The organism is Streptococcus oralis (assembly GCF_023109195.1).
GTDB lineage: Bacteria > Bacillota > Bacilli > Lactobacillales > Streptococcaceae > Streptococcus > Streptococcus oralis_BV.
This window is the reverse complement of sequence record NZ_JALDUB010000001.1, coordinates 205467-229557: the sequence shown is the minus strand read 5'-3', so window position 1 is coordinate 229557 and position 24091 is coordinate 205467. Positions and strand designations below refer to the sequence as shown.

At 41.9% G+C, this 24091-nt stretch carries 22 protein-coding genes; 1 reads left to right on the top strand and 21 read right to left on the bottom strand.

Going from position 1 to position 24091, the window contains the following annotated elements; genetic code table 11:
- Positions 1–2 precede the first annotated feature (2 nt).
- From M1F65_RS01130 to M1F65_RS01035, 20 genes are all read right to left on the bottom strand, one after another.
- On the bottom strand, positions 3–566 hold the full coding sequence (locus M1F65_RS01130) for a redoxin family protein (protein WP_042902077.1): 564 nt from the start codon (positions 564–566) through the stop codon (positions 3–5).
- Positions 567–579: 13 nt separating this feature from the next.
- Entirely contained in the window at positions 580–1290 is a 711-nt protein-coding gene (gene ccdA2, locus M1F65_RS01125) for a thiol-disulfide oxidoreductase-associated membrane protein CcdA2 (RefSeq protein ID WP_042902076.1), read from the bottom strand.
- A gap of 162 nt (positions 1291–1452) precedes the next feature.
- Positions 1453–2004 (bottom strand): GNAT family N-acetyltransferase, encoded by a 552-nt coding sequence (locus tag M1F65_RS01120; protein WP_042902075.1) that lies wholly within the window; start codon positions 2002–2004, stop codon positions 1453–1455.
- A 253-nt stretch (positions 2005–2257) separates the two neighbouring features.
- Positions 2258–3082, bottom strand: coding sequence for an ammonia-dependent NAD(+) synthetase (nadE, locus tag M1F65_RS01115; RefSeq protein ID WP_042902074.1), 825 nt, complete (start codon positions 3080–3082; stop codon positions 2258–2260).
- Complete coding sequence (locus tag M1F65_RS01110; RefSeq protein WP_000283149.1) at positions 3079–4539, bottom strand: nicotinate phosphoribosyltransferase; 1461 nt, start codon at positions 4537–4539, stop codon at positions 3079–3081. The genes nadE and M1F65_RS01110 overlap by 4 nt, the downstream gene beginning before the upstream one ends.
- Before the next feature lie 116 nt (positions 4540–4655).
- Complete coding sequence (locus M1F65_RS01105; RefSeq protein WP_000797158.1) at positions 4656–5144, bottom strand: DUF6773 family protein; 489 nt, start codon at positions 5142–5144, stop codon at positions 4656–4658.
- Positions 5134–5343, bottom strand: a complete 210-nt coding sequence (locus M1F65_RS01100; RefSeq protein WP_001107504.1) for a helix-turn-helix transcriptional regulator — start codon at positions 5341–5343, stop codon at positions 5134–5136. The genes M1F65_RS01105 and M1F65_RS01100 overlap by 11 nt, the downstream gene beginning before the upstream one ends.
- Before the next feature lie 197 nt (positions 5344–5540).
- Complete coding sequence (locus M1F65_RS01095) at positions 5541–5951, bottom strand: GNAT family N-acetyltransferase (protein WP_049489885.1); 411 nt, start codon at positions 5949–5951, stop codon at positions 5541–5543.
- 99 nt (positions 5952–6050) lie between these two features.
- Positions 6051–7415, bottom strand: coding sequence for an amino acid permease (locus M1F65_RS01090; RefSeq protein WP_162284726.1), 1365 nt, complete (start codon positions 7413–7415; stop codon positions 6051–6053).
- Between the two features lie 76 nt (positions 7416–7491).
- A complete protein-coding gene (gene greA, locus M1F65_RS01085; protein WP_000818765.1) occupies positions 7492–7974 on the bottom strand; it encodes a transcription elongation factor GreA in 483 nt (160 codons plus the stop codon).
- A 62-nt stretch (positions 7975–8036) separates the two neighbouring features.
- Positions 8037–9788 (bottom strand): endolytic transglycosylase MltG, encoded by a 1752-nt coding sequence (gene mltG / locus M1F65_RS01080; RefSeq protein WP_247925308.1) that lies wholly within the window; start codon positions 9786–9788, stop codon positions 8037–8039.
- A gap of 80 nt (positions 9789–9868) precedes the next feature.
- Positions 9869–10366, bottom strand: a complete 498-nt coding sequence (locus M1F65_RS01075) for a GNAT family N-acetyltransferase (RefSeq protein WP_247925307.1) — start codon at positions 10364–10366, stop codon at positions 9869–9871.
- Entirely contained in the window at positions 10363–10830 is a 468-nt protein-coding gene (locus M1F65_RS01070) for a GNAT family N-acetyltransferase (protein WP_042902070.1), read from the bottom strand. Before M1F65_RS01070 ends, M1F65_RS01075 begins: the two co-directional genes overlap by 4 nt.
- Before the next feature lie 9 nt (positions 10831–10839).
- Positions 10840–12174 (bottom strand): UDP-N-acetylmuramate--L-alanine ligase, encoded by a 1335-nt coding sequence (gene murC, locus M1F65_RS01065; protein WP_049478909.1) that lies wholly within the window; start codon positions 12172–12174, stop codon positions 10840–10842.
- Between the two features lie 11 nt (positions 12175–12185).
- Complete coding sequence (zapJ, locus tag M1F65_RS01060; RefSeq protein WP_061420608.1) at positions 12186–12797, bottom strand: divisome accessory protein ZapJ; 612 nt, start codon at positions 12795–12797, stop codon at positions 12186–12188.
- Positions 12798–12844: 47 nt separating this feature from the next.
- Positions 12845–15940, bottom strand: coding sequence for a pilus expression-regulating Snf2 family helicase (locus M1F65_RS01055; protein ID WP_042902067.1), 3096 nt, complete (start codon positions 15938–15940; stop codon positions 12845–12847).
- A gap of 92 nt (positions 15941–16032) precedes the next feature.
- Entirely contained in the window at positions 16033–17199 is a 1167-nt protein-coding gene (locus M1F65_RS01050) for a MalY/PatB family protein (protein WP_247925306.1), read from the bottom strand.
- A gap of 7 nt (positions 17200–17206) precedes the next feature.
- Positions 17207–18301 (bottom strand): cystathionine gamma-synthase, encoded by a 1095-nt coding sequence (locus M1F65_RS01045; RefSeq protein WP_049484868.1) that lies wholly within the window; start codon positions 18299–18301, stop codon positions 17207–17209.
- Between the two features lie 145 nt (positions 18302–18446).
- Positions 18447–20405 (bottom strand): peptide ABC transporter substrate-binding protein, encoded by a 1959-nt coding sequence (locus M1F65_RS01040; RefSeq protein ID WP_070800029.1) that lies wholly within the window; start codon positions 20403–20405, stop codon positions 18447–18449.
- A 202-nt stretch (positions 20406–20607) separates the two neighbouring features.
- Positions 20608–22230: a putative polysaccharide biosynthesis protein gene (locus M1F65_RS01035; RefSeq protein WP_247925305.1), complete on the bottom strand. Its 1623-nt coding sequence runs from the start codon at positions 22228–22230 to the stop codon at positions 20608–20610.
- Between the two features lie 105 nt (positions 22231–22335).
- Between M1F65_RS01035 and M1F65_RS01030 the strand changes: the two genes are divergently transcribed.
- Positions 22336–23781, top strand: a complete 1446-nt coding sequence (locus M1F65_RS01030) for a UDP-N-acetylmuramoyl-L-alanyl-D-glutamate--L-lysine ligase (RefSeq protein ID WP_247925304.1) — start codon at positions 22336–22338, stop codon at positions 23779–23781.
- A 32-nt stretch (positions 23782–23813) separates the two neighbouring features.
- Here the strand turns inward: M1F65_RS01030 and M1F65_RS01025 are convergent, their stop codons facing one another.
- Positions 23814–24014 (bottom strand): CsbD family protein, encoded by a 201-nt coding sequence (locus tag M1F65_RS01025; RefSeq protein WP_000051185.1) that lies wholly within the window; start codon positions 24012–24014, stop codon positions 23814–23816.
- Between the last annotated feature and the right edge of the window lie 77 nt (positions 24015–24091).

Here is a 24091-nt window from a genome sequence, read left to right as displayed (position 1 = left end):
CTCTACCCCATTTCCTTTAATGTTTTTAAAATCATATCCTTATCCATAAAACCTGGTTGCGTTTTGACCAGCTTGCCTTCCTTGTCTATAAAGGCTTGAGTAGGGTAAGAACGAACACCATAACTTTCCAAAAGTTTGCCTGACGGATCAATTAAAACCGGTAAATTTTTATAATCTAATCCCTTGTACCAGTTCTTAAAGTCTGCTTCCGCTTGTTCTCCCTTGTGACCAGGAGACACCACTGTCAAGACCACGTAGTCATCACCTGCATCCTTAGCAATTTCATCCGTATCTGGAAGACTAGCTAAACAGATAGAACACCAAGAAGCCCAGAATTTAAGATAGACTTTCTTGCCTTTGTAGTCAGATAAACGATAGGTCTTACCATCTACTCCTGTTAGTTCAAAATCAGCGACTGCCTGACCTTTAGTCGCCGTTTGCGCACCGACTTGTTCTGTTTTGGTTTGCTCCTTCATAGTAGCTTCGTCTGACATATTTTTAGCCGAACAGGCTGCCAAGCAACAGATGGAGCCTACTCCAAGGAGACATGTTTGCCATTTTTTCATTTCTTTTTCCTCTCTATTCAAATAATCTTGTCAAAATAGAAGCATTTCCAAAAAGCACCAAGATTCCCATCACGATAATGAGGAAACCACCCACTTTTTTGAGGGTTCCGAGGTAGGGATGCAGTTTTCGGAAATGTTTTAAAACATAACTGGAAGCAAGAGCTAGAACCAAAAATGGTAGCGCCAATCCCAGCGTGTAAACCAACATGAGACCAGCTCCCTGCCAAGCACCTGAGCCACCTGAAGCCGCTAAGGCCAAAACAGACCCCAGAACCGGCCCTACACATGGCGTCCAAGCAAAACTAAAGGTCAACCCCAGTAAAAATGCCTGACTATAGCCGTTAGCGTTTTGACCCTGTCTCTTTAATTGTAGCCTTTTTTCCTTGTAGAGCCCCTGCAAATGTAAAACTTCCATCTGGTGTAAGCCCAAAAGAATGATAACCGCACCCGTCACATACTGAAACCAGGAAGCATACAGCAAATTGCCTAAAAAACCAGCTCCATAGCCCAGTAAGATAAAGATAAAAGAAATCCCCGCTATAAAGGCCAAAGTTCGCACTAAACTAACAAGTGAGATTGAAAATTTTCCGCTAGAAGTCTGAGCATCATTCTTATCATCCAACAAGACCCCTGCATAGACTGGCAACAAGGGTAAAATACAAGGAGAAAAGAAGGAAAGAATTCCAGCAAGAAAAACACTGATAAAAAAGATTACATTGTCCATTGCCTTCCTCCATTCTTTGATTTGATAGGTCTATTATAGCTCCAAAACTCCAGAAAAAACAGGGACAATGATAGGGAAAAATAGGAATTTAATCAGTTTATTCAGAAATCTGGCACAAAAAAAGCCAGACAAGATCTGACTTTGATAGAAATAGAAAAGAAATCACCTGTCTTCCCTACTTATCTGGTAATAAATAAGGTCCGCAACGTAGTCTTTTCTCTCCACACCATTGGCAATAGTTTTTAGATAGGACATTCCAGCCTTCTCCATCACACGGCCTGAAGCTGGGTTAAGACTGGCGTAACGAGCTCTGACCTTTTGAAAACCTGCTTGAGTAAAACAAAAGTCTAAGACAGCTTTCAAGGCCTCCGTCATCATACCACGACCCCAATAGTTTTTTCCTAAAATATAGCCAATTTCACAACTTGAATCTTTCTCATTCATCTCAACGATGCTGATATCGCCTATCACTTGCTCAGGGTTTTCTTTGAGACAAATGGCCCATTTATAGTAGTTGGGATTGACATAAGAAGCAACCCAATTTCGAATCGAGTTCCGAGTCACTTCAACATCAGGATGGGGATCCCAGGTGACATAGGTCAGATTCTCAGGAGACGAAGCCCAATTTTGAAACATGGCTTCCGCATCACTCTCCACAAATCTTCTCAAGATTAAACGTTCAGTCTGTAACATTTGCGTACCGATTGCTTTCATAATGTTACCTCGCTTTCTAAGCTTAAGGCTCAAGCTAAAAAGGTCCTCTGGACATTCCTCGTTTTCCCATTTCTAGACTCGGGATAAAAAGGTTCCCCGGACCTTCTTCGCTTTCTCATTTCTAGGCTCAGGGTAAAAAACTCCACTGGAGGTTCCTCGTTTTCCCATTTTTAGACTCGGGCTAAAAAGGTCCCCCGGACCTTCTTCGCTTTCTCATTTCTAGGCTCAGGGTAAAAACCTCCACTGGAGGTTTTTACTCCCAAAAGTCATCAAAAATTGTGATTGGTAAGTGGCGTTTGTGTTGGCCTTTGTGCCACCAGTTTTCGATAGTCGCTTGGGCTTCTGGACTGATGGTTTTGCCTTCAAGGTAGTCATCAATTTCATTGTAAGTGACTCCAAGTGCGACTTCGTCTGCAATACCTGGTTTTTCTTCTTCCAAATCTGCTGTTGGGATTTTTTCATAAAGAGCTGGGTCTGCACCAAGTTCCTTCAAGAGTTGTTTCCCTTGGCGTTTATTGAGGCGGTAAAGAGGGAGAATATCTGCACCACCGTCACCAAACTTTGTAAAAAAGCCTGTGATATTTTCCGCAGCATGGTCTGTTCCAATGACGGCTCCGCTATGGGCACCCGCAAGGGCATATTGGGCAATCATACGACTACGAGCTTTAATATTGCCCTTGTTAAAGTCTGAAACAGGACTTCCTGTCGCTTCAACTGCAGCTGCCATGGCATCAGCTGATTCCTTGATATTCACAACCAAGCTGACATCTGGCTGGATGAAAGCGAGGGCTTTTTGAGCATCTGCTTCATCAGCTTGCACGCCATAGGGCAGACGGACAGCGATAAATTGGTAGCTGTCATCTCCTGTCTCAGCTCGCATTTCTTCCATCGCTAATTGTGCCAAGCGCCCTGCCAAGGTTGAGTCTTGTCCTCCAGAAATCCCTAGTACAAAGGTTTTAAGGAAGGGGTGTTTTTTCAAGTATCTTTTTAAGAAGTCAATCGAACGACGAATTTCTTCCTGGGAATCAATCACTGGTTTGACGCCCAGTTGCTGGATAATGGTCTCTTGCAAACTCATTCTTCTTCTCCTTCACCAAGGGCTTCTTTGCGCATCTTATCAATCAAGTCCATCTTATCTTGCCAAATATCACGGGCCAAATCTACTGGGTAATGTTGCGGATTGAGCACGCGCTTGTATTCATCCCATAGCTTGTCAAATTCCTTACGGGCATAATCCTGAATCTCAGTCAAACTAGGCAGGTTGTAGACTAATGTTCCTTCTTTGAAAATATCCACCAAGAGAGGAACGGCATCAAAATTACGAACGGTCTTTTTGATGTAGGTATAAGTCGGATGGAACATCTTGATTTCTGTCATGTCACTCACATCCACACCATCATAAGTAATGTAGTCCCCTTCTGACTTGCCTTTTTCACGGCTGGTAATGCGCCATACCTGCTTCTTACCTGGGGTCGATACTTTTTCAGCATTACTTGAAAGCTTGATGGTATTGCGCATCTTACCAGTTTCATCTTCGATAGCCACAATCTTATAAACCGCTCCAAGGGCTGGCTGGTCATAGGCTGTAATCAGCTTGGTACCCACCCCCCAAACGTCAATCTTAGCGTGTTGCATTTTGAGGTTAAGGATGGTATTTTCATCGAGGTCATTGGAAGCGTAAATTTTGGCATCTGGATATCCAGCCTCATCTAACTGTTGGCGAACTTTCTTGGAAATGTAGGCAATATCCCCAGAGTCGATACGAACGCCTTTAAAATTGATCTTATCACCCAACTCACGCGCTACCTGAATGGCAGCTGGCACACCGATACGCAACGTATCATAAGTATCTACTAGAAAGACACAGTCACGATGGGTTGAAGCATAGGCCTTGAAGGCTTCATAGTCGTTTCCATAAACCTGTACCAAGGCATGGGCATGAGTCCCCAAGACTGGAATACCAAAGAGCTTCCCGGCACGCACATTGCTGGTTCCATTAGCGCCACCAATCACAGCTGCGCGTGTTCCCCAAATAGCCGCATCCATTTCTTGTGCACGACGTGTCCCGAACTCCATCAAGGGTTCATCTTCGATAACCGAACGAATACGTGCTGCCTTGGTCGCTATCAAGGTTTGAAAGTTAACGATGTTCAAGAGAGCCGTTTCGACCAACTGGCATTGGGCTAGAGGGCCTTCAACTTGAACAATTGGCTCATTAGCAAAAACCAAGTCCCCTTCTTGGGCAGAACGAACCGTCAACTCCAACTTGAGATTGCGGAGGTAGTCTAAGAATGCCCCATGATAGCCAAGCGACTCCAAGTAGGCAATATCGCTATCTGAAAAGCGCAAGTCTTTAAGATAATGTACAATTCTTTCCAAACCAGCAAAAACTGCATAACCGTTCTGAAAAGGTTGCTGACGGAAATAAACTTCAAAGACCGCCTTTTTATTGTGAATTCCTTGGTCAAAGTAAACTTGCATCATGTTAATCTGGTACAAGTCCGTGTGCAATGTCAAACTATCATCTGGATACATCTGTTTTCCTTCTTCCTACTTTACAAAGGTATGAACGTATTCTACCACTTTCACACCATCCGATAAATTAGTACTATTATAACACATTTTACTGAGATTGATAAAAAGCTAACAAGCTATTCTCCATTCTCCAGTTCATCCATATCTTGCTCAAACTTTTTTTGAGCCCATTCGCCATAACTTTTAAGCCCAAGATTGCCGATAAAAACCCAAGGAAGGTAAATCAGATAAGTAATAACCCAAGCAGACAAATATTTAAGGTTCAGAGGATTGTGCTGATAAATTTCGATATTGAATTGATAATTCTGCAACATCAAAAGAGTCGTAATAGCGAGAGTTACCAGCAAACACCCTCCAATCGTAAAATGAAAACGACTATAGTAGTTCACACCCAAATCTCGAGCACGGCCGAAAAAGTAAGAAGTTCCAATAATGATAATGATGAGAATCATTATCGGATTAAAAAGACTTGGTGCTAATACTGTAATCATATAAGATAAAAGCAAGAAAGCTATAGAGATATAGAAACTTTCAGCCCCCGCTTTATTCATCAGTTGTTCTTCTCTTTCGTCTAGTAATTGATAATAAAAAAATCTATTTTTCATCTTCTTCCTCCCAAAATAGTTGGTCTAAAGTTTTGCCTAAACATCTGCAAATGGACTGGCAGAGGGAGAGACTGGGATTGTATTTCCCAGCTTCAATCAAGCCTATAGTCTGCCTAGTAACACCTACATCTTCTGCCAATTCCCCTTGTGTTAAATCACGCTCTACCCGAGCTAATTTTAATTTTAAATTTTTAGCCACTAGAGTCCTCCTTCACATTTTTAAAAAAGTTGCGCTTCTTTTAAAAACATTATACCATATATCTAACTTAATGCAATATATAAATGTCATTTTGTAAGATTTTATTAACAAAAACTCTCTATCATCTTACATGATAAAGAGTATTCGTTCTTTTTTGATACTTAGCTAAGTTCCTCTCCAAAAGAAAGAAGTCTAGGTCACAAATCCTTTTGGTAATAGTATCTTTGCCCTGTGTAGGGATAGTCTTGCAAGGTAAAGACTTCCTTGTAACCATGGCTTAGATAAAAATCTGGTGCTTGAAACTGGTAAGTATTCACGAAAGCAAAACGACAGTTTCGATTCTTGGCTTCATTTTCTGCTCGCTGCAATAGTTTTGAACCAATTCCTTGTCCCCGTAATTCCTCTCTCACAAACAAATATTCGATTTCCAACCAATTTCCGAAAGTCTCAGCTACTAATCCTGCCATGAGATTGCCCTTTTCGTCTTCGACATAAAAGTTCAGTGGCTCGCTTTCAGCCTCTTCTCTTTTAGAACGATTATAAGCACGAATCAAATTCCCTATTTCTTGCGCTTTATGCGACTCCTTATTTTCTAATCTAACGTGCATCCAAACCTCTCAATAAACTACTACAGCTTGATTATAGTCTTATTTCGATGGACTGTCAAACTAGAAAAACTCACCAAACAGAGTTGATGAGTTCATGATTTATTTTCTAAATTTCCACTGACTATAAATCCCAAAAACAAGGATCCAGATGGCAGAACCAACTGCCCCCATGAAGGTAGACTCTTGCAAAAAGAGAGTCACGAAAACAAAGACAAAAAAGAGAATGGTTAGGGGATTAAGCAAGCGATACTGAGGCATAAGGTAGCCATCAGCCATGAAGTCTTGTGACTTGCGGTATTTGAGATGAGCCACCATAATCAAGATATAAATCGCGATGTAAACACCTGATGAGGATGCGGTGATCAAAGCAAAGGCATCTGAAACACCTGGTAGCACGTTGATAAAGGCAGCCAGAGCAATCAAGATGGCTGAGGCGATGATGGCATTTTGAGGTACATTGTGGCGAGAAAGGGTATCGACCTTGATGGCCTTTAAGAAACGATTTGGCGAATCATGGGCAATCTGATATAAGTGTCTCCCTGTTGAGTAGAGAGTTGAGTTAAGAGCAGACGCCGCTGATGTCAAGACAACAAAGTTGATTAGAGCCGCCGCCCACTTGATCCCCGCCAGTTCAAAGACCGTTACAAATGGAGAATCTGAAGAATTAAGATAAGACCAAGGAATAATGGCCATAATCGCAATGAGAGCTCCCCCGTAGAAGAAGATAATTCTGAGAGGAATTTCCTTAACAGCTTTGGGCAAGACCTGACGAGGGTTCTTTGTTTCAGAAGTTGTTACCCCGATAAACTCAATCATCAGATAGGCAAAAAATACCATTTGAAAGGCCATGACAAAGTTCATAACTCCGTTTGGAAAAAGAGAGAACTGGTCGCTGATATTTGCCAAGCTTGCAACACCATGCGGTGTCTTAAAGCCTGTCAAAACCATAAATACCCCAGTGGCAATCATGGCTAAAATCGCCACAATCTTGACCATAGCAAACCAAAACTCGACTTCGCCAAAGAGCTTAACTGCAATCAGATTGACCAAAGCCAAAATCGTTAAAAAGACAAGCTGAATCATCCAGCTAGGCCATGTGGGAAACCAGAAGCGGACATAGTCTGAGATGGCAGTGATTTCTGCCATACCGATAAAGACAACTGATAACCAATAAGACCAAACTGAGAAATATCCCCAGCCTTTCCCCAAATGACGGGTGATAAAGTTGATAAAGGTATGTTGTTCCGGATCCTGATACAGCATCTCTCCAACAGCCCTCATCATCAAAAACATAAAGGCTCCTGTAATCATGTAAATCAAGATGATAGAAGGTCCTGTAAGGCTGATAGAGCGACCAGCACCTAGGAAAAGTCCGGTTCCGATTGTTCCCGCAATGGCCATCACCTGAACATGGCGATTGGTTAAACCACGCTCCATTTTATTTTTCTTCTTATTTTCACTCATATAGTCTCCTTTTTATCCAAAAAACCAAAAAGGAGTTGAGCAAGGCAAAACCTTCACTACTCCTTTTTCATTCTATTTAAGCTGTTTTTTCAACCTTTAAGATTTTGACATCATAGCTACCAACTGGTGTTTCAATCGTTGCAGTATCGCCAGTCTTCTTGCCAATCAAAGCACGGCCAATCGGACTTTCATTTGAGACTTTACCAGCAAAAGCATCTGCACCTGCAGAACCAACAATGATGTAGACCTCTTCTTCGTCTTCACCGACTTCTTGGATTGTTACTGTTTTACCGATTGCTACCTCATCTTGGGCAACTGCATCGCTATTAACAATTTCAGCATAACGAATTTTTGTTTCTAGACTTGAAATTTGTCCTTCAACAAAAGCTTGTTCATCTTTCGCTGCTTCATACTCACTATTTTCTGAAAGGTCTCCATAGGAGCGAGCAATCTTGATACGCTCTACGACTTCGGGACGTCGAACGAGTTTCAACTCCTCTAATTCTTTTTCTAGTTTTTCCTTTTCTTCAAGGGTCATTGGGTAAGTTTTTTCTGCCATTTTTTTAACTTTCTTTTCTATTTACTTTTTTAAAACAAAATTATGTGGAAAACCACATAATTTTAGTTTGAACTACTTGCTTGAGGTAACTTGCTATTGATATGCTCTGCAACGTTTTGATCATGTTCTTCTTTTGTTGTCGCAAAGTATACTTTACCGTCTTCAACATTGGCTACAAAGTACAAGTACTCACTCTTTGTCTGGTTTACACTTGCTTCAATCGCATCCGAACTTGGGCTATCAACCGGTCCAGGCATGAGGCCAAGGTGTGTGTAAACATTGTATGGTGAATCAATCGTTGTATCAATTCCAGCGTCATCTGCTAAACTAATCTTTTGACCAAGTTTTCCTTGAGCATATAGGATAGCGATATTACTTTGAAGTGGCATACCGGCATTCAAGCGGTTATAGAAGACACCTGCGATTTTCTTGCGATCTTCCGTCTTAGCACCTTCTTTTTCGACAAGAGAAGCAATGCTGAGCAATTCATTAACTGTCAGATTCTTTTCTTTGATCGTAGCGTAATATGGTGACATAGCCTTATCCATAGCAGCCACCATCTCATCAATCAAACTTTCAACAGTTGTGCTATCTTTGATCGTATAGGTTGCTGGGAAAAGGTAGCCTTCAAGACGATAACGAACGCCGCTGTCTTTTGTTGGAAGACTTCCAAGTAGGTTTGGATACTTGGCTACTAATTGTGAGATAAAGGTCTCATCTTGAGCTTTTGCCAAGAAAGCATCCGCAGTAAGAGGTTCTTTAAATTCACCTTGAAGTTGTCCTACTGTTTGAGCGATTTGCTCTAATGTATAGCCTTCTGGAATGGTCAAGTTTGAAAGAACAGGTGCCTGAGCTTCAGGAGTCCCACCTTTTTGCAATTCTTGAATCAACTCATCCGTACTCATACTCTTCTTCAAGTTATAATAACCTGACTTCAAGTTGGCATGGCTATAGTATTTAGCATAAAGGCTAAAGATAAGTCCATGTTTAACCAGACCAGATTTTTCCAAGGTGCTTCCAATTTCTTGAACGTTTGCTCCGTCTGGGATTTGAACCGTTACATAGTCCTTAGAGCTCGCATCAACAGGTTTCAAGGAATCTTGAACGTAACCATAACCAAAGTAACCACCAACTGCAACGAGTGCTAGGAGAACTAGAACTGTTACTAGGAAACCTTTAGCTTTTGATTTTTTCTTTTTCTTAGTTGATGTTGCACCTTGACGACGACTACGACGTGGAGCATCAGCTAATCCACTGCTAGATTCTGTAGAAACAGGCTCAACTCTTTCAGGCATTCCTGGAGTGATTTCCTCTTTCTTGTCTTCTGTTTTATAGGTTACGGCAACCTTTGTTGGAGTATCGTTAAATTCTTTTTCTTCAGATTTAAGCTCAACTGGTTCTACCTTAGGTTGAACAGGTTCCACTACAGGTTCTTCAGCCATATGAATCGGCTCTACTAGAGGTTCTTCAGATTCTACAACTTCAATTTTGTCAATGATTGGCTGTCTAATCTCTTTCTCTTCTTGTCCATCCGTTTCATCAGTTCTAGCACTTGAAAGTGGAGGAACACTTGGTGCATTCTTTAGAATTTTATCGACAACAGACAGGGAATCAGCCATCAACTCTTCTGTTGATGTTTCTGGTTCAAGATCTGAAGGAGTTGCGGAACTAGCTTGAGATGAAGAAGCCGTCAGATTTGGAATCTCTACTTCTTTCTCTCTTCTATCTTGTTCTTTTACTCTTTCTAAATCACGTAGAATCTGCTCTTTAAAGCTTAATTTTTCTTCTTCTCTTGATTTTTCAGTCAAAAGCATTACCTCCTTGTTGACAATCCATAATATTATATCTTAAAAGTCGTAGAAAAGCAACCAACTAGGGCATTCCCTAGCTAGTTTTATTGATTTTCAGGCTGCCAGACCATATCATACCATGTTTCCCCAGCAAAGTTTGACTGGGATATTCCTTCATTAACAAAGCCGTGCTTTTCATAATAGGCGATAAGGTAATCATGACATGTCAGATTAATGCCCTCTCGCTCATGTTCTAAAGCGACTTCTTTCAAAGCCCTTAATAGTCTTTTCCCCACTCCCAAAGCTTGTGCTTCCTTGGCAATAGATAGGCAAGTCACAGAAATATAACCTCCAGGTTGATGGCTATAGTCTTTTATTTCTTCTGTAAATGACTGATCATGTAGATGGCGGTGCGGAACGACTGGACCTTCGATATAACCAAGAATACGCCCCTCTTTTTCAGCTACCAGAAAACTGGTCTGAATTTCCCGCAAATGGGCCTCAAAGACCGAACGAGGAATGGCTTCCTCAAGGGAAAAATTCTCTAGCTCTATCTCTATAATCCGATCTAAATCCGAAAATCTTGCTTGTCTGATTTTCATATTTCCTCCTGATAAAAGGGATTTCCCCAAATCAGATACCATTCAGAGCCACTGCCATAATGACTCTCGGTCACTTCTTCTTCAACAAAGCCATTCATTTCAAAATATGATAGTAGTTCATCAGGACTCTGCAAAAGAATACCTTGATAATCTAGTTCGACTGTCACCTGTTTCAAGGCTGCAAGAAGAAGAGTTCCCAGCCCCTGTCCCCAATGGTCAGGATGAATAGTCAAGGATTTTACTTCTATCCATTTGGGATGAATAGACTGAGCTTCTCCCAAAACATAGCCCACGAGCTGATTTTCATCCCCAGCTACAAGAAAGGTACCCGCAGTCTTGCGGATACTCTCTTCTAAAGATTGGCGGCTAAGTGACTCTTCTGATGAAGGATTGGCTTCTTCAATCGCCAACATTTCTTCTAAATCTGATAAGGTAGCTTGCCTTATAGTGATTGGAATTTCCATCTGTTTTCCTTATTGGACGTTGCTTGTCAAGTTAGACAAGAGACGTTCAAATGAATATTCATAGGTTTGGATGTCTCCTGCACCCATAAAGACGTAAACAGCATTGTCATGGTCTAGGAGTGGAGAAACATTTTCAACAGTGATAACCTGGTGTTTCTTGTTGATTTTATTGGCTAAGTCTTCTACTTTGACATCACCATGGTCCACCTCACGAGCTGATCCATAGATTTGCGCTAGGTAGACGGCGTCTGCTTGATTCAAAGCATGGGCAAATTCGTCCAACAAGGCAATGGTTCTTGTAAAGGTATGCGGTTGGAAGATTGCCACGATTTCCTTGCTTGGATATTTCTGACGAGCCGCATCCAAGGTTGCAATGATTTCTGTTGGATGGTGGGCAAAGTCATCAATAATCACTGTATCATTGACTATTTTTTCAGTGAAACGACGCTTAACACCTGCAAATGTTTTCAAGTGTTCACGGACCAAGTTCAAGTCAAATCCAGCTGTGTAAAGAAGACCAATAACAGCAGTCGCATTCATGATATTGTGACGACCAAAGGTTGGAATGTGGAATTGACCCAATTCTTGACCACGGAAATGAACGGTGAAGGTCGAACCAGTCGTAGAACGAAGGAGATCACTAGCTACAAAGTCATTGTCCTCAGCTTCAAAGCCATAGTAATAGATTGGCGCATTGGCTGTGATCTTACGCAACTCAGCATCCTCACCGTAAACAAACAAACCTTTACTAATTTGTTTGGCATAGTCGTTAAAGGCATTGAAAACATCCTCTAGACTTGTAAAGTAGTCTGGATGGTCAAAGTCAATGTTGGTGATGATAGAGTATTCTGGGTGGTAAGGCATGAAATGGCGCTCATATTCGTCTGACTCAAAGACAAAATATTTAGCGTTAGCTGAACCACGACCTGTCCCGTCACCAATCAAGAAGCTGGTATCTGTGATGTGAGACAAGACGTGTGACAGCATACCTGTTGTTGAAGTTTTTCCATGAGCTCCTGCCACTCCCATGCTGACAAAGTCGCGCATAAAGCTACCTAGGAATTCATGGTAACGTTTGTAGCTGATACCATTTTGATCCGCATAGGCGATTTCAACATTGTTGTCTGGACGAAAGGCATTCCCCGCGATAATCTCCACATCACCTTGTAGGTTCTTTTCATCAAAAGGAAGAATCGCAATCCCTGCCTGCTCTAGTCCACGTTGAGTAAAGTAATATTTTTCAACGTCTGAACCTTGAACCTTGTGTCCCATTTGGTGCAACATCAAGGCTAGGGCACTCATCCCTGATCCCTTGATTCCAATAAAATGATATGTTTTTGACATGCTTTTCCCCCCTACTCAGTAATTCTTGTCAGATTCAACTCTTGGGCAACCTGACGTTCCTGTTCTGTTTGCTTATTCTTTTTATTATAGATTTGACTCTTCTTTAGAAAATCGTAGTTGTTCTTTTTAGCTTTTTCCGTTTGGTTTTTCGGAGTTGGATTCGCCACTTGGCCAACCTCCTCAGCTAAGATATAGTGAGACTGGCTCAAGTTTTTACTAAATTTGGCAAACTCACCTGGATTTTCCTTTTGAAATGGTGCTGTTGGTTGGTTTCCTTGACGAACAAGTGTTGAACCATTGTGTCGTCTGGTATGACTAACATCCTGAGTCAAATACTTGGCTGAACGTTTCTTCTTCAAGTCCGCACGCGCCTCTTCTCGAGCCAACTCTGCATAAGTCTTTTCAACTTTTTTAGGTTCTGGACTTGGCTTTGACTCCTTATTAACCACTGGAGAAACTACAGTTTCTTCCTCATTGATAGGAGACCATTCCAAATAGTTTTTATCGCGGTAATCACCTTTGATATTGCTAATAAAGTCTGACTCATCGTACAAGTCCATGACTGGCATTTTGGTCAGCATGATCTCATCATCTGACACCAATGGAAATCGATCTTGTTTCATTTTGTATTTCCTTTCAACACTTCATTATAGCGTATTGTCTTGATTTTTCAAGTGCTGGCTTCAGAAATTCCCAAAATTTCACGAATTTCTGCCAGACTGAGACTCGCACGCGACTCCGTACCATCTAAAACTTGGGAAACCAAATGTTTCTTTTGTTCTTGAAGTTCTTGAATTTTTTCTTCAATGGTTCCTTTCGTAATCAAGCGATAGACCTCGACCTTCTGCTCCTGTCCCATACGATGAGCACGTCCGATAGCCTGGGCTTCAACCGCAGGATTCCACCAGAGGTCAACCAAAATAACCGTATCAGCTCCCGTTAGATTGAGACCAACACCACCCGCCTTAAGGGAGATGAGAAAGGCGTCTCTCTCCCCTTGGTTAAAGGCCTTGGTCATCTCCTGTCTGTCATGAGCAGGAGTTGAACCTGTGATTTTAAAGGAAGTCAAGCCCAAGTCTGGGAGTTCTTTCTCGATTTTTTCCAACATTCCTTTGAACTGGGAGAAAATCAAGACCCGATGTCCACCATCAGCCACTTGTAGCAATAAATCTCGAAGACTATCCAATTTACCACTAGCTCCTTGGTAATCGTCCATGAAGAGAGCTGGCGTATCGCAGATCTGGCGCAATCGCATGAGTCCAGATAAGATTTCTACCCGACTTCTCTGGAATTCTTGATCGGTCACTTGCGCTAGGCGGTCTCGCATCTGTTGCAACTGGGCTAGATAGATAGCCTTCTGTTGGTCTTCCAGTTCATTTTTATAGACGACTTCGATCAGATCAGGCAGTTCTGTAAGAACTTCTTCTTTCTTACGCCTCATGACGAAGGGTTTGATAAACTGCGCGACTCGCTCAGCCGGTAATTTCATAAACTCCTTTTTACTTGGCAAGAGCCCCGGAAGCACAATTTGAAAGATAGACCACAACTCTCCTAAATGGTTTTCAATGGGCGTACCTGACAAAGCAAAGACTGCTGGCACCACAAACTGGCGCAAACTCTGAGCAATCTTGGTCTGAGCATTTTTCATGACCTGGGCCTCATCTAAGAAGAGAAAATCAAAAGCCATCTCTTGATAAAGCTCGCTGTCTTGACGAAAGGTGGCATAGCTAGTCACATAGATTTGGTGATTTTCAGAAAGAATTGCTTCTCGATTCGCTTTCAAACCATGAACGACAGCCAAATCCAACTGTGGGGCAAATTTCCTGAATTCATCTGCCCAATTGTAGATCAAACCTGACGGCGCTAAAATTAAGACTCGACTATCTTCGGTCACCTGACTAGTCAAAAAAGCAATAGTTTGCAGTGTTTTTCCCAGTCCCATATCATCGGCTAGGATGCCACCAAAGCCATAGTGGTGAAGCATCTGGAGCCAACGGACTCCCTTTTCCTGATAGTCTCTCAAACTCGTCTGCACCCGTATATCTCCCAAAGGAAAATCCTCTGGATGGGTCAAATCATGAGCTAAATGCTGAAATTCTTCCGAGAAGGAGATCCGATCTCGACCTTCAAAAAGCTGAGAAAGGCTATAAGCCAGAGATTTTCGCGCTTTGAAAGAACCATCTTTTAGCTCAACCCCCAGTTCCTGCAAATTCTGACGGATCTGCTTGGTTTCCTCATCAAAAAAGTATACTTGGTCAGAAGAACTGATATAGAAATCCTGATTGCTACTCAGTGCTTTGAGAGCTTGATCAATCTCTTCCTGGGCAATCCCTTGGAAATCAAATTGGATTTCCAATAATCCTCCCTTGGACTCAATCTGAACCTGAGGAGCTTGGACGCTGTAGAGCTGATTCATCTCATCAGATAAGGAGACTTGGCCCAATTTCTCAAAAGCTGGAATCGTATGGTGAAAGAAAGAATAAACTGCCTCTGGCTTCAAAGCCTGTCTCCAAGACTGAAAATCAGCCTCAAAACCAGCCCCTAAACAGACTTGAAATAGTTGGTTTTCCAAGACGGCATCGCTTGAAAATGGTAATTGTTCCAGCTGTTGGCGACTAGTCACCTTAACATCTCCATAGTCAAACTGGATATTCAAACGGATGAGGCCGTCATCCTCCCTATCAAAGTAAAAGATTGGTGAAAAGGGTCTGATTTGCAAGCGCTCAGGAGCAGAAACTGTGCCCAGCTGTCCAAACAAAGGCAAACAGGTGGCTAGGCGATCACGATCACTGTTGTCAAACTGGAGGCATTTTCTCCCTCTCTCCTCCTGAGGAAGCTCCTTGATTTCCTTTAGGAGGCTGATTTGTTTAGGGTTTAAGAGATAAAGATTCCCCTTACGAAAGAGAACCGCTCCCCCATAGAATATGTTAACTCGCTCACTTTCAGAAATCTCCATCTCAAAATAATCGGGAAACTCCTGCACGGCAAAAGAGAAAAGGTTTGCTTCTGGATCTAAATCATGAAAGAGAAGATTTTCATAACTAGTAATCTGGTGCTCAAAATGAAAATCTTCCAAGTTCATCAGCAACTCCACTCCCTGCTCAAAAAAACTCAGAGGGAAAAAGAGGTGACGACCTTGATTGGGGAAAAAGAGCTCTTGACTCAGTCCCTCCTCAATCAAGCCACATAAAAAAGTAAGAACTTCTTGACTAGCTGTATCAAAAGCATCCCAAGACAAGTCGTTTTCATAGTGTTTCCCAATCATATATGGCTTTCGATGGACCAAGACCTTCAAAAAGAGAGGGATGTCACGAATGACATAATATTTTTGACTATCAACTAAACCGATTCGGAGAGTCCAAAGGAGGCGATTGGTCCCAGCTTCCACCTGACCTTGAGCCGACAAAGTGTAGATTTTCTCTTTCTTCTGAGGTTGGATACGCTCCAAAAAACTACCGCCAAAACTAACCTTGGTTTCGACCTCTTCTTGCTCTTCATGTCCTTTTTCTAAGGCTTGTAAAATCACCTGGCCTTCTTCATCATTTTTCAGATAATGCTCGAGCGCTGCGAGGTGAACACAGTAACCTCTTTTTTGGAAAAAATCGCAAGCACAAAAAACCAGATCATCCTCTAAACTGTAGCGCAAGTCTTCTCCCGCCACACGAGTATAGAGGCGATTCCCTTTTTCCTTGATAATCTCAATGTCGCCTGTTTCATAGAGTGTAACACCCTCCATGCGCAACTTCCCCGGAATCAATTTAGCCATAGTTACCCCTTTATCTTATCTTTTCATTATACCACATTTTCCCCTATGAAAATAGCCTTCTAGGAAGACTTTTCTCCTAGAAGGCTGGATTTTTAAAGTGTAGCAAAAGTGGTCACGATGCGTTGGCAAACCTCTTCCAGTACTGACTTCGGCATAGCCACATTGAGGCGGGCATGAAGAGTTCCCTCCTCTCCAAAGTCCAAACCTCGGTTCAAGATAACCTTGGCTTCATTCTTCAAAAGCTCTTGCAAGCGGTCATCCGTTAGGTCATAGGCTGAAAAATCAAGCCAGATCAAGTAGGTACCTTGCGGTTTCATGACCTTAATCTTGGTTTCGTTGCCCAAAACATCCACTACATAGTTAATGTGATCCTCGATGACTTCCTTTAACTCTCCTAACCAGTCCTTACCATAACGGTAGGCAGCTTCTGTCGCCAAATAACCCAAGCCTGAGATTTCATGCTGGTTATTGGCCAACTGGCGTTTTTGGAAAGCAACACGAAGCTTGGGATTTTCAATAACTGCATAGGAATTCTTGGTCCCAGCAATATTAAAGGTCTTAGTGGCACTACTCAAGATAAGGGCAAAGTCTTTAAAGGCGGGATCAATAGTGTTAAAAGACTGGTGTTTGTGACCAAAGAGGGCCAAATCTTGGTGAATCTCATCTGAAACCAACAAAACACCATGTTTTTGGCAGAGATGCCCAATCTTTTCTAACACTTCCTTTTCCCAAACACGTCCACCAGGATTGTGGGGATTGCAAAGGATATAAAGCTTCACATCCTCTTCCACCAATTCCTTCTCCAGCTGGTCAAAGTCAATCTCAAACAGCCCATCCTTTTCCACCAAAGAGTTGGTAATTAATCTGCGATTGTTCAGTTTGACACTGCGAGCAAAAGGTGGATAGACCGGTGTGTTAATCAGAACAGCCTCTCCTTCTTTTGTAAAGGCTTGAATGGCTGTTGAAATAGCTGGTACCACACCCTCGATAAAGACGAGGGCATCCTTATCAAAGTGATAGCCATGTTGTGTGGCTTCCCAGTCCTGAACCGACTCAATCAAAGCATCACTGGCATAGGTATAGCCATAGACCAACTGATCTGCGTAGGCTTGTACAGCTTGTCGAACTTCAGGCAAAACCACAAAGTCCATATCTGCTATCCAAGCTGGTAGAACTTCTCGATCAGCTTCCGCTTCTTTCCATTTATAGGTATGATGCCCAAAACGATTGGGCAGGCTTGTAAAATCATATTTTCCCATATCTATCTTATCCTTCCAAAGCTTGTCGCAAGTCCGCAATCAAATCTCTGGCATCCTCAATCCCAATTGACAAGCGCAAGAGGTCATCTGTTAAGCCATAGGAATGACGCACTTCTGCTGGAATATCCGCATGGGTTTGAGTCGTCGGATAGGTGATCAGGCTTTCCACCCCACCTAAACTCTCAGCAAAAGAGAAGACCTTGAGGCTATTTAAAATATGAGGAATACGTTTTTCATCCACTACTTTAAAGGAAATCATCCCCCCACGTCCTGTATAGAGCACTTCCTTAACAGCAGGTGAATCCTTCAAAAAAGCAACCACTTCTTGGGCATTGGCTGTCGAACGTTCCATACGAAGAGGTAGAGTTTTGAGACCACGAATCAACTGATAACTATCAAATGGTGACAAGACCGCACCAGTCGTATTCAAATTGTAGAAAAGTTGCTCATATAGTTCTAAACTATTAGTCACAACCACCCCAGCTAAAACATCATTGTGCCCTGCTAGATACTTGGTAGCAGAATGAAGAACGATATCCGCACCATCTTCAATCGGTCGTTGGTAAATTGGGCTGTAGAAGGTATTGTCCACCACTACCCTGGCACCCTTGGCATGTCCTAGTTTGGCTAGTTTGGCAATATCAAATTCCAACATCAAGGGATTGGTTGGTGTTTCGATATAGAGAACATCCACATCCTTTTCTAACTCAGCAATTAGCTCTTCTTCTGTATTGGCATAGGTAAAATGGAACCGGCCTTCTTGCTCGACTTGGTTGAACCAACGGAAAGAACCTCCATACAGATCGCGCACAGCCAAGACTTTACTTCCTACTGGAAAAACACTAAAGGCCAGTACAATCGCAGCCATACCTGAACTCGTCGCAAGGGCATAGTCTGCTGATTCAATCGCAGCCAAGACTTCCTCCGCCTTACTCCGAGTTGGATTTTTAGTACGAGTATAGTCAAATCCCGTAGACTGACCGAACTCTGGATGCTGATAAGTTGTTGAAAAATGAAGTGGCGTCACCAAGGCACCTGTTGCCTTATCTGACTTGATTCCCGCCTGGGCCAAAATTGTGTTGATGTGTAGTTCTTTGCTCATACAATACCTCCAAATCTATAGTAACTATTGTACCACTTATTTTCACTAACTCATTTTCTTGTTTTCAAGAGCTAGTTATAGTTTCAAACTATATAAAAACGATAGTTCCTTGAGAAACTATCGTTTTTCCTGTTGAATAGACTGGTTATTTAACGTGTTTTGCCAGTTCTTCTTGGGCTTTTTTATTTGATTCTTCTTTTTCTTTCAGCCATTTTTCTTTCGCTTTTTCATACTCATCAGCCGTTACAGTCTTATCTTGTAACTTGAGATACTTGTATGATTCGACACCCTTATTTCCAGCTTGTGAGAATGGTGATGAGAATGGAACTGTCTTTCTCAAGGTCGGTGTTCCACCCTGAGAAACGTTTGGAATTGCAAGGGCGCTATCAACGAGCCAAGCTTGAATTTCAGCATATTTTTCATAACGTTTTGCTGGATCTTGCTCCTTGTTCGCTTCTTCTAACATTTGAGTGTAAGTATCCAGACCAACTGCCTTAGCCTTGTCATTGACCTCACCTGGTTCTAGACCAATATTTTGCAACATACCGCCGTTATTGACATTTAAGATATCAAGATAGCTTGATGGATCCAAGTAGTCAGCACTCCAACCGCCATTATAGATATCAAAGTCTTTTTGAGCTGCGGTTTGAGCGAGGTAGCTAGAGTTGTCAAAGTCATCTGTTGATAGCTGTTGGATATCGATAACCACATTCTCAGCTCCTAGAACAGATTCGATGGATTGTTTCAAAGAACTTGCTTCAAGTACACCTTTTTTAGCTGATTGGTCAACTGTTACATCCAAGTGGATTGGAAATTGCACACCCTTAGCTTCCAATTCTTTCTTGGCTTCTGCAAATTTAGCTTTAGCCTTGTCAGGATTGTAGTATGGATCTTGTGCATCTGCAAAGTTGATTCCTTGCCATTCTTGGCCATAGTTGACCATCTTTTCTGAAACAACATCGCCAAAGTCTTTTCCGTTGATACTTACAAATGTTGGAGGTACAACCAAGTTACGAATAATCTTTGTTGCTCCGTCCTCCCCTTGAGATTGTGCTCCATAGGCTGTACGGTTATAAGCATAGTTGAAGGCTTGACGGAAGTTTTTATTCAGAACTGCTTCTTGGGTTGATTTCTTTTCGATATCAGAGGACTTAGACGTGAAGTTATAAGATTTTCTGTCCAAGTTGAAGTTCAAGTAATAAGAAGTTGCATTTTGCATACTATAGATGATGTTATCCTTGTTCTTCTCTTTAATTCCTTCAAAGCTTGAGCTATTTGGATAGAGACGCGCGTAGCTATAGACTCCTTCTACAAAGTTACGTGCTAGTGCATCTTGGTCACTACCATCATAATAGGCCAATTTCACATCATCCACAAAGACATTTTTTTCATCCCAGTAGTTGGGATTTTTCTTGAATTCGATAACAGATTTTGAAACAAAAGATTTCATTAAGAAAGGTCCATTGTACAAAATACTAGAAGGGTCTACCTTACCAAAGTCATCCCCTTTTGATTTTAAGAAATCTGCATTGACAGGGAAGAGAATGGTTGAAGTTGTTTTAGAATTCCAATAAGGTTCTGGACGTGTCAAAGTATACTGAACTGTTTGGTCGTCAATCGCCTTAACACCGACAGTTGAAAAGTCACTTGTTTTCCCGTTGATATAGTCATCCAAACCTGCTACAGAGTCTTGAACAAGGTACAAGGCTTCAGATTTTTTATCAGCAGCATATTTCAAACCTGTGACAAAGTCTTGGGCCGTTACAGGGGCGTATTCTTCACCCTCATAAGTATACCATTTTGCATCCTTACGCAATTTGTAAGTATAGGTCAAACCGTCCTGGGAAACAGTCCAATCCTCTGCCAATGATGGAACATAGTTACCGTATTGGTCATTTTCCATCAACCCATCCACCAAATTGGTCACGATGTCATTGGTTGTTGCACGGTTTTCAGCAAGATAGTTCAAACTAGATGGATCGCTCGAATAAACATAGTTATATGTTTTAGTAGCGCTACTTGAATTTCCACATGCGCTCAGTAAGATACCTGCGCTTAACACGACACTTGCAAGTGTCAGATACTTGGCCTTAGACTTTTTCATTTCCAGAACCTCCTGTTTAAAAGTTTTGTCTTATTATACAGCTTTGGTTTTATTTAGTCAAGTGATTTCTGAAGAAAAACTTAAAAAAGCATATTTTTTGCTCTTAATTTTAGAAAAAGTTCTTTTTTTTTAAGAAAAATGTAGTATAAAAACCTTTCTATTAAAGAAAGGTTAAATTCATTACTTTTATTTATAAATCTTTTTACGATATTTTCAATCGTGTACGTAGTCGGTCTGCTTGAGCTTTGCCGATTATCTTGTCTAAGAGTCGTGTCCGTAGGCTCATCAAACCATAAAGACCTCCTCCAAGCCCTCCGATGAGGGCCACATAAAGGAAACTCCAGAAACGTCCACTTGGTTGGAAGATAAAACCGATTATCCACTGCAAGAAGCCAACTAGGATAAACATGACGAGGGTCAAGATGGTAATCAAAATGGTTCGCTTCAATATAATCTTTCGACGAGCTCCCGTTACCTGACAGATGTCTCGGTACATCAAGACATTTGGAATAATCAAGCCGATAGTCGTTGAAATCAAGGGACCGTAACTGTGGAAAATAGCAATGGTTGGCAATTGCAAGACGATCTTAGCAATGGAACCATAGATAAAGTAAAGAACTGCCTTGCGGTTGCGGAACATGGCCTGAAGCATGGGAGACAAGACCATATACAAGCCTAGGATAGTAGACTGCAAAACTGCAAAGACAAATAAGCCCATGGCCAGACTATCTGGCTTACCGTAAAAGACTGTATAAAGAGGCTCCCCTACCATGACCACTCCAACCGTTGCCGGCAGTAGAAATAAGAAGAGCATGGTGAGGCTATCTTGGACTAGGCGAGCCGCCGCCTGCAAGTCGCCTTTTACATAGTTTTCCGTCAACAGCGGCAAGCCAACACTCCCAATGGAAACTCCCACAGAGATTAAAATCATGGTAATTTTATTCGGATTGGCAGAAAAATAAGAAAACATGACAACCAAGTCTTCATTGCTATAGTTGGTAAACCACTTCATACTATTGATAAAGGTCATCTGGTCTAAAATCTGGAAGAGCTGGATGGCTGATCCTGTCAGGATAAAGGGAATGGCTTCCTTTATGGTATCGACTAAGAGTCGCTTACTATTGATTTTATCCCGTGTTTCAAAAACTCTTTTGAGCAAACCTTCTTGGGCAAGAAAGTAGATCAAAACTGCAAAACTTGCCACCATCCCCACAAAGGCTGCAAAGGTCGATTGGGTAACGGCTGATAAGTAGTCACCAGAACCCATCTTCATAATGAAGAAGGTTGCCATCAACATCCAGATAACACGGATTACCTGCTCGGCGATTTGACTCATAGCATAGGGTTTCAGGTTATTCATCCCTTGGAAGAATCCTCGGATGACACTCATAGATGGGAAAATCAAGACTGCCCAAGCCAAGCTCTGCATGATGGGAATCAGGTCTTTCCCCACACCTGACAAATCTGCTAACCAGGGAGAAAAGAGATACAAGACCAAAGCAAAGACTAAGCCCAAGCCCGTCATAAAGCTTAGGAAACTCCGAATCAAGGCAAAGCTATGCTCTTCTTCTCGCATGGTATTGTACTTAGCCACTTGTTTGGCGACTGCAACAGGGATACCCGCTGTCGAAATCAGCAAGAACCAGGCGTAAATATTGTAGCCCATGGTAAAGAGACCATTGGCCTTAGCGGCATAAGTCCCCATCCAGATATACCAGGGAATAATGTAGATAGCACCAAGGAGGCGACTAATAAAGTTACTAGCTGTTAGCCAAGCAGTTCCTCGCAACATCTGGGCCTGCTGGTGATTGTTTTCGTTAGACATAGCTTCCTCATTCAATTTTGATAACTAGGAAAAGTTCCTTATCTTCCATTATAAACTTTTCCTTGTTACTTGTAAAATTCGGGCTTGAAGTTTATAATAGAAAGTATGATTAAGATTGAAACCGTATTAGATATTTTAAAGAAAGATGGCCTTTTTCGCGAGATTATTGATCAAGGACATTACCACTACAACTACAGTGAGGTTGTTTTTGATAGCATCAGTTACGACAGCAGAAAAGTAAAAGAAGGCACTCTTTTTTTTGCAAAAGGTGCTGCCTTTAAAAAAGAATATCTACTCTCAGCTATCTCGCAGGGGTTAGGTTGGTATGTAGCTGAAATGGACTACGAGGTCGGTATTCCTGTTATTGTCGTGAACGACATTAAGAAAACCATGAGTTTGATTGCTATGGAATTCTATGGCAATCCACAAGAGAAACTCAAAATTCTCGCTTTCACAGGGACAAAAGGAAAGACAACAGCAGCGTACTTTGCTTACCACATCCTATCTCAACGCTACCCAACAGCTCTCTTGTCAACTATGAATACAACTCTGGATGGCAAGACCTTCTTTAAATCTTCCTTCTCAACACCTGAAAATATCGATCTTTTCGACATGATGGCTCAGGCTGTTAAGAATGGAAGAACCCATCTTGTAATGGAAGTCTCTAGCCAAGCCTATCTTGTTCATCGAGTCTATGGTCTGACCTTTGATGTAGGTGTCTTTCTTAACATCACTCCTGACCATATCGGTCCGATTGAGCATCCAAGCTTTGAAGATTACTTCTACCACAAACGTCTCTTGATGAAAAATAGCCGAGCAGTTGTCATTAATAGCGACATGGACCATTTTTCTGTATTGAAAGAACAAGTGGAAGATCAAGAACATGACTTCTATGGTAGCCAGTCAAGTAACCAAATCGAGAACTCCAAAGCCTTTAGCTTTTCCGCTACAGGTAAACTCGCTGGTGATTATGATATCCAACTCATCGGTCACTTCAATCAAGAAAATGCAGTTGCTGCAGGACTTGCCTGCCTCCGTCTCGGATCCAGTCCGGAGGACATCAAAAAAGGGATCGCTGCAACCCGCGTTCCTGGACGTATGGAAGTTCTCACTCAGAAAAATGGAGCCAAGGTCTTCATCGACTATGCCCACAATGGTGATAGTCTGAAAAAACTGATTTCTGTTGTAGAAACTCATCAAACTGGAAAGATTTCTCTGGTTCTCGGTTCGACTGGAAACAAGGGTGAAAGTCGCCGCAAAGACTTTGGCCTCCTCCTCAATCAACATCCCGAGATTCAAGTCTTTCTCACCGCGGATGATCCAAACTATGAGGATCCAATGGCCATTGCTGAAGAAATCAGTAGCTATATCAGTCATCCTGTTGAAAAGATTGCCGATCGTGAACAAGCCATCAAGGCGGCCATGGCCATCACAAATCAAGAACTCGATGCCGTGATTATTGCTGGTAAGGGAGCTGATTGTTACCAAATCGTCCAAGGAAAGAAAGAAGACTATCCTGGAGACGCAGCTATCGCAGAACGTTATCTATAAAAAAAATCAAGGGAAACATTCCCTTGATTTTTTTAGTCTTCTTTTTTAAATGAATTTTTAAGACCTTCAACGGCACCTTCTACAGCACCTTTAGCATCTTCTACAACTTCTTTTGCTTTGGCAACTGTTTTTTCTACAGCACCTTCTGCTTCAGTTTTGCTATCACCAGTAACTTTCCCAAATCCTTCTTTGATAGCACCAGTTGCTTGTTCCAATTTATTTTCAAGTGACATAGCTCTGTCTCCTTTGCTTTTAATACGATAAACGTTATCGCTTACATTCAGTTTATGCTTATTCTTTAGCAAAGTCA

What these genes read in the sequence shown, in the direction of transcription:
- M1F65_RS01130 (WP_042902077.1), bottom strand. Translation starts at nt 566, where the DNA reads ATGAAAAAATGGCAAACATGTCTCCTTGGAGTAGGCTCCATCTGTTGC.
- ccdA2 (WP_042902076.1), bottom strand. Translation starts at nt 1,290, where the DNA reads ATGGACAATGTAATCTTTTTTATCAGTGTTTTTCTTGCTGGAATTCTT.
- M1F65_RS01120 (WP_042902075.1), bottom strand. Translation starts at nt 2,004, where the DNA reads ATGAAAGCAATCGGTACGCAAATGTTACAGACTGAACGTTTAATCTTG.
- nadE (WP_042902074.1), bottom strand. Translation starts at nt 3,082, where the DNA reads ATGAGTTTGCAAGAGACCATTATCCAGCAACTGGGCGTCAAACCAGTG.
- M1F65_RS01110 (WP_000283149.1), bottom strand. Translation starts at nt 4,539, where the DNA reads ATGTATCCAGATGATAGTTTGACATTGCACACGGACTTGTACCAGATT.
- M1F65_RS01105 (WP_000797158.1), bottom strand. Translation starts at nt 5,144, where the DNA reads ATGAAAAATAGATTTTTTTATTATCAATTACTAGACGAAAGAGAAGAA.
- M1F65_RS01095 (WP_049489885.1), bottom strand. Translation starts at nt 5,951, where the DNA reads ATGCACGTTAGATTAGAAAATAAGGAGTCGCATAAAGCGCAAGAAATA.
- M1F65_RS01090 (WP_162284726.1), bottom strand. Translation starts at nt 7,415, where the DNA reads ATGAGTGAAAATAAGAAGAAAAATAAAATGGAGCGTGGTTTAACCAAT.
- greA (WP_000818765.1), bottom strand. Translation starts at nt 7,974, where the DNA reads ATGGCAGAAAAAACTTACCCAATGACCCTTGAAGAAAAGGAAAAACTA.
- mltG (WP_247925308.1), bottom strand. Translation starts at nt 9,788, where the DNA reads ATGCTTTTGACTGAAAAATCAAGAGAAGAAGAAAAATTAAGCTTTAAA.
- M1F65_RS01075 (WP_247925307.1), bottom strand. Translation starts at nt 10,366, where the DNA reads ATGAAAATCAGACAAGCAAGATTTTCGGATTTAGATCGGATTATAGAG.
- M1F65_RS01070 (WP_042902070.1), bottom strand. Translation starts at nt 10,830, where the DNA reads ATGGAAATTCCAATCACTATAAGGCAAGCTACCTTATCAGATTTAGAA.
- murC (WP_049478909.1), bottom strand. Translation starts at nt 12,174, where the DNA reads ATGTCAAAAACATATCATTTTATTGGAATCAAGGGATCAGGGATGAGT.
- zapJ (WP_061420608.1), bottom strand. Translation starts at nt 12,797, where the DNA reads ATGAAACAAGATCGATTTCCATTGGTGTCAGATGATGAGATCATGCTG.
- M1F65_RS01055 (WP_042902067.1), bottom strand. Translation starts at nt 15,940, where the DNA reads ATGGCTAAATTGATTCCGGGGAAGTTGCGCATGGAGGGTGTTACACTC.
- M1F65_RS01050 (WP_247925306.1), bottom strand. Translation starts at nt 17,199, where the DNA reads ATGGGAAAATATGATTTTACAAGCCTGCCCAATCGTTTTGGGCATCAT.
- M1F65_RS01045 (WP_049484868.1), bottom strand. Translation starts at nt 18,301, where the DNA reads ATGAGCAAAGAACTACACATCAACACAATTTTGGCCCAGGCGGGAATC.
- M1F65_RS01040 (WP_070800029.1), bottom strand. Translation starts at nt 20,405, where the DNA reads ATGAAAAAGTCTAAGGCCAAGTATCTGACACTTGCAAGTGTCGTGTTA.
- M1F65_RS01035 (WP_247925305.1), bottom strand. Translation starts at nt 22,230, where the DNA reads ATGTCTAACGAAAACAATCACCAGCAGGCCCAGATGTTGCGAGGAACT.
- M1F65_RS01030 (WP_247925304.1), top strand. Translation starts at nt 22,336, where the DNA reads ATGATTAAGATTGAAACCGTATTAGATATTTTAAAGAAAGATGGCCTT.
- M1F65_RS01025 (WP_000051185.1), bottom strand. Translation starts at nt 24,014, where the DNA reads ATGTCACTTGAAAATAAATTGGAACAAGCAACTGGTGCTATCAAAGAA.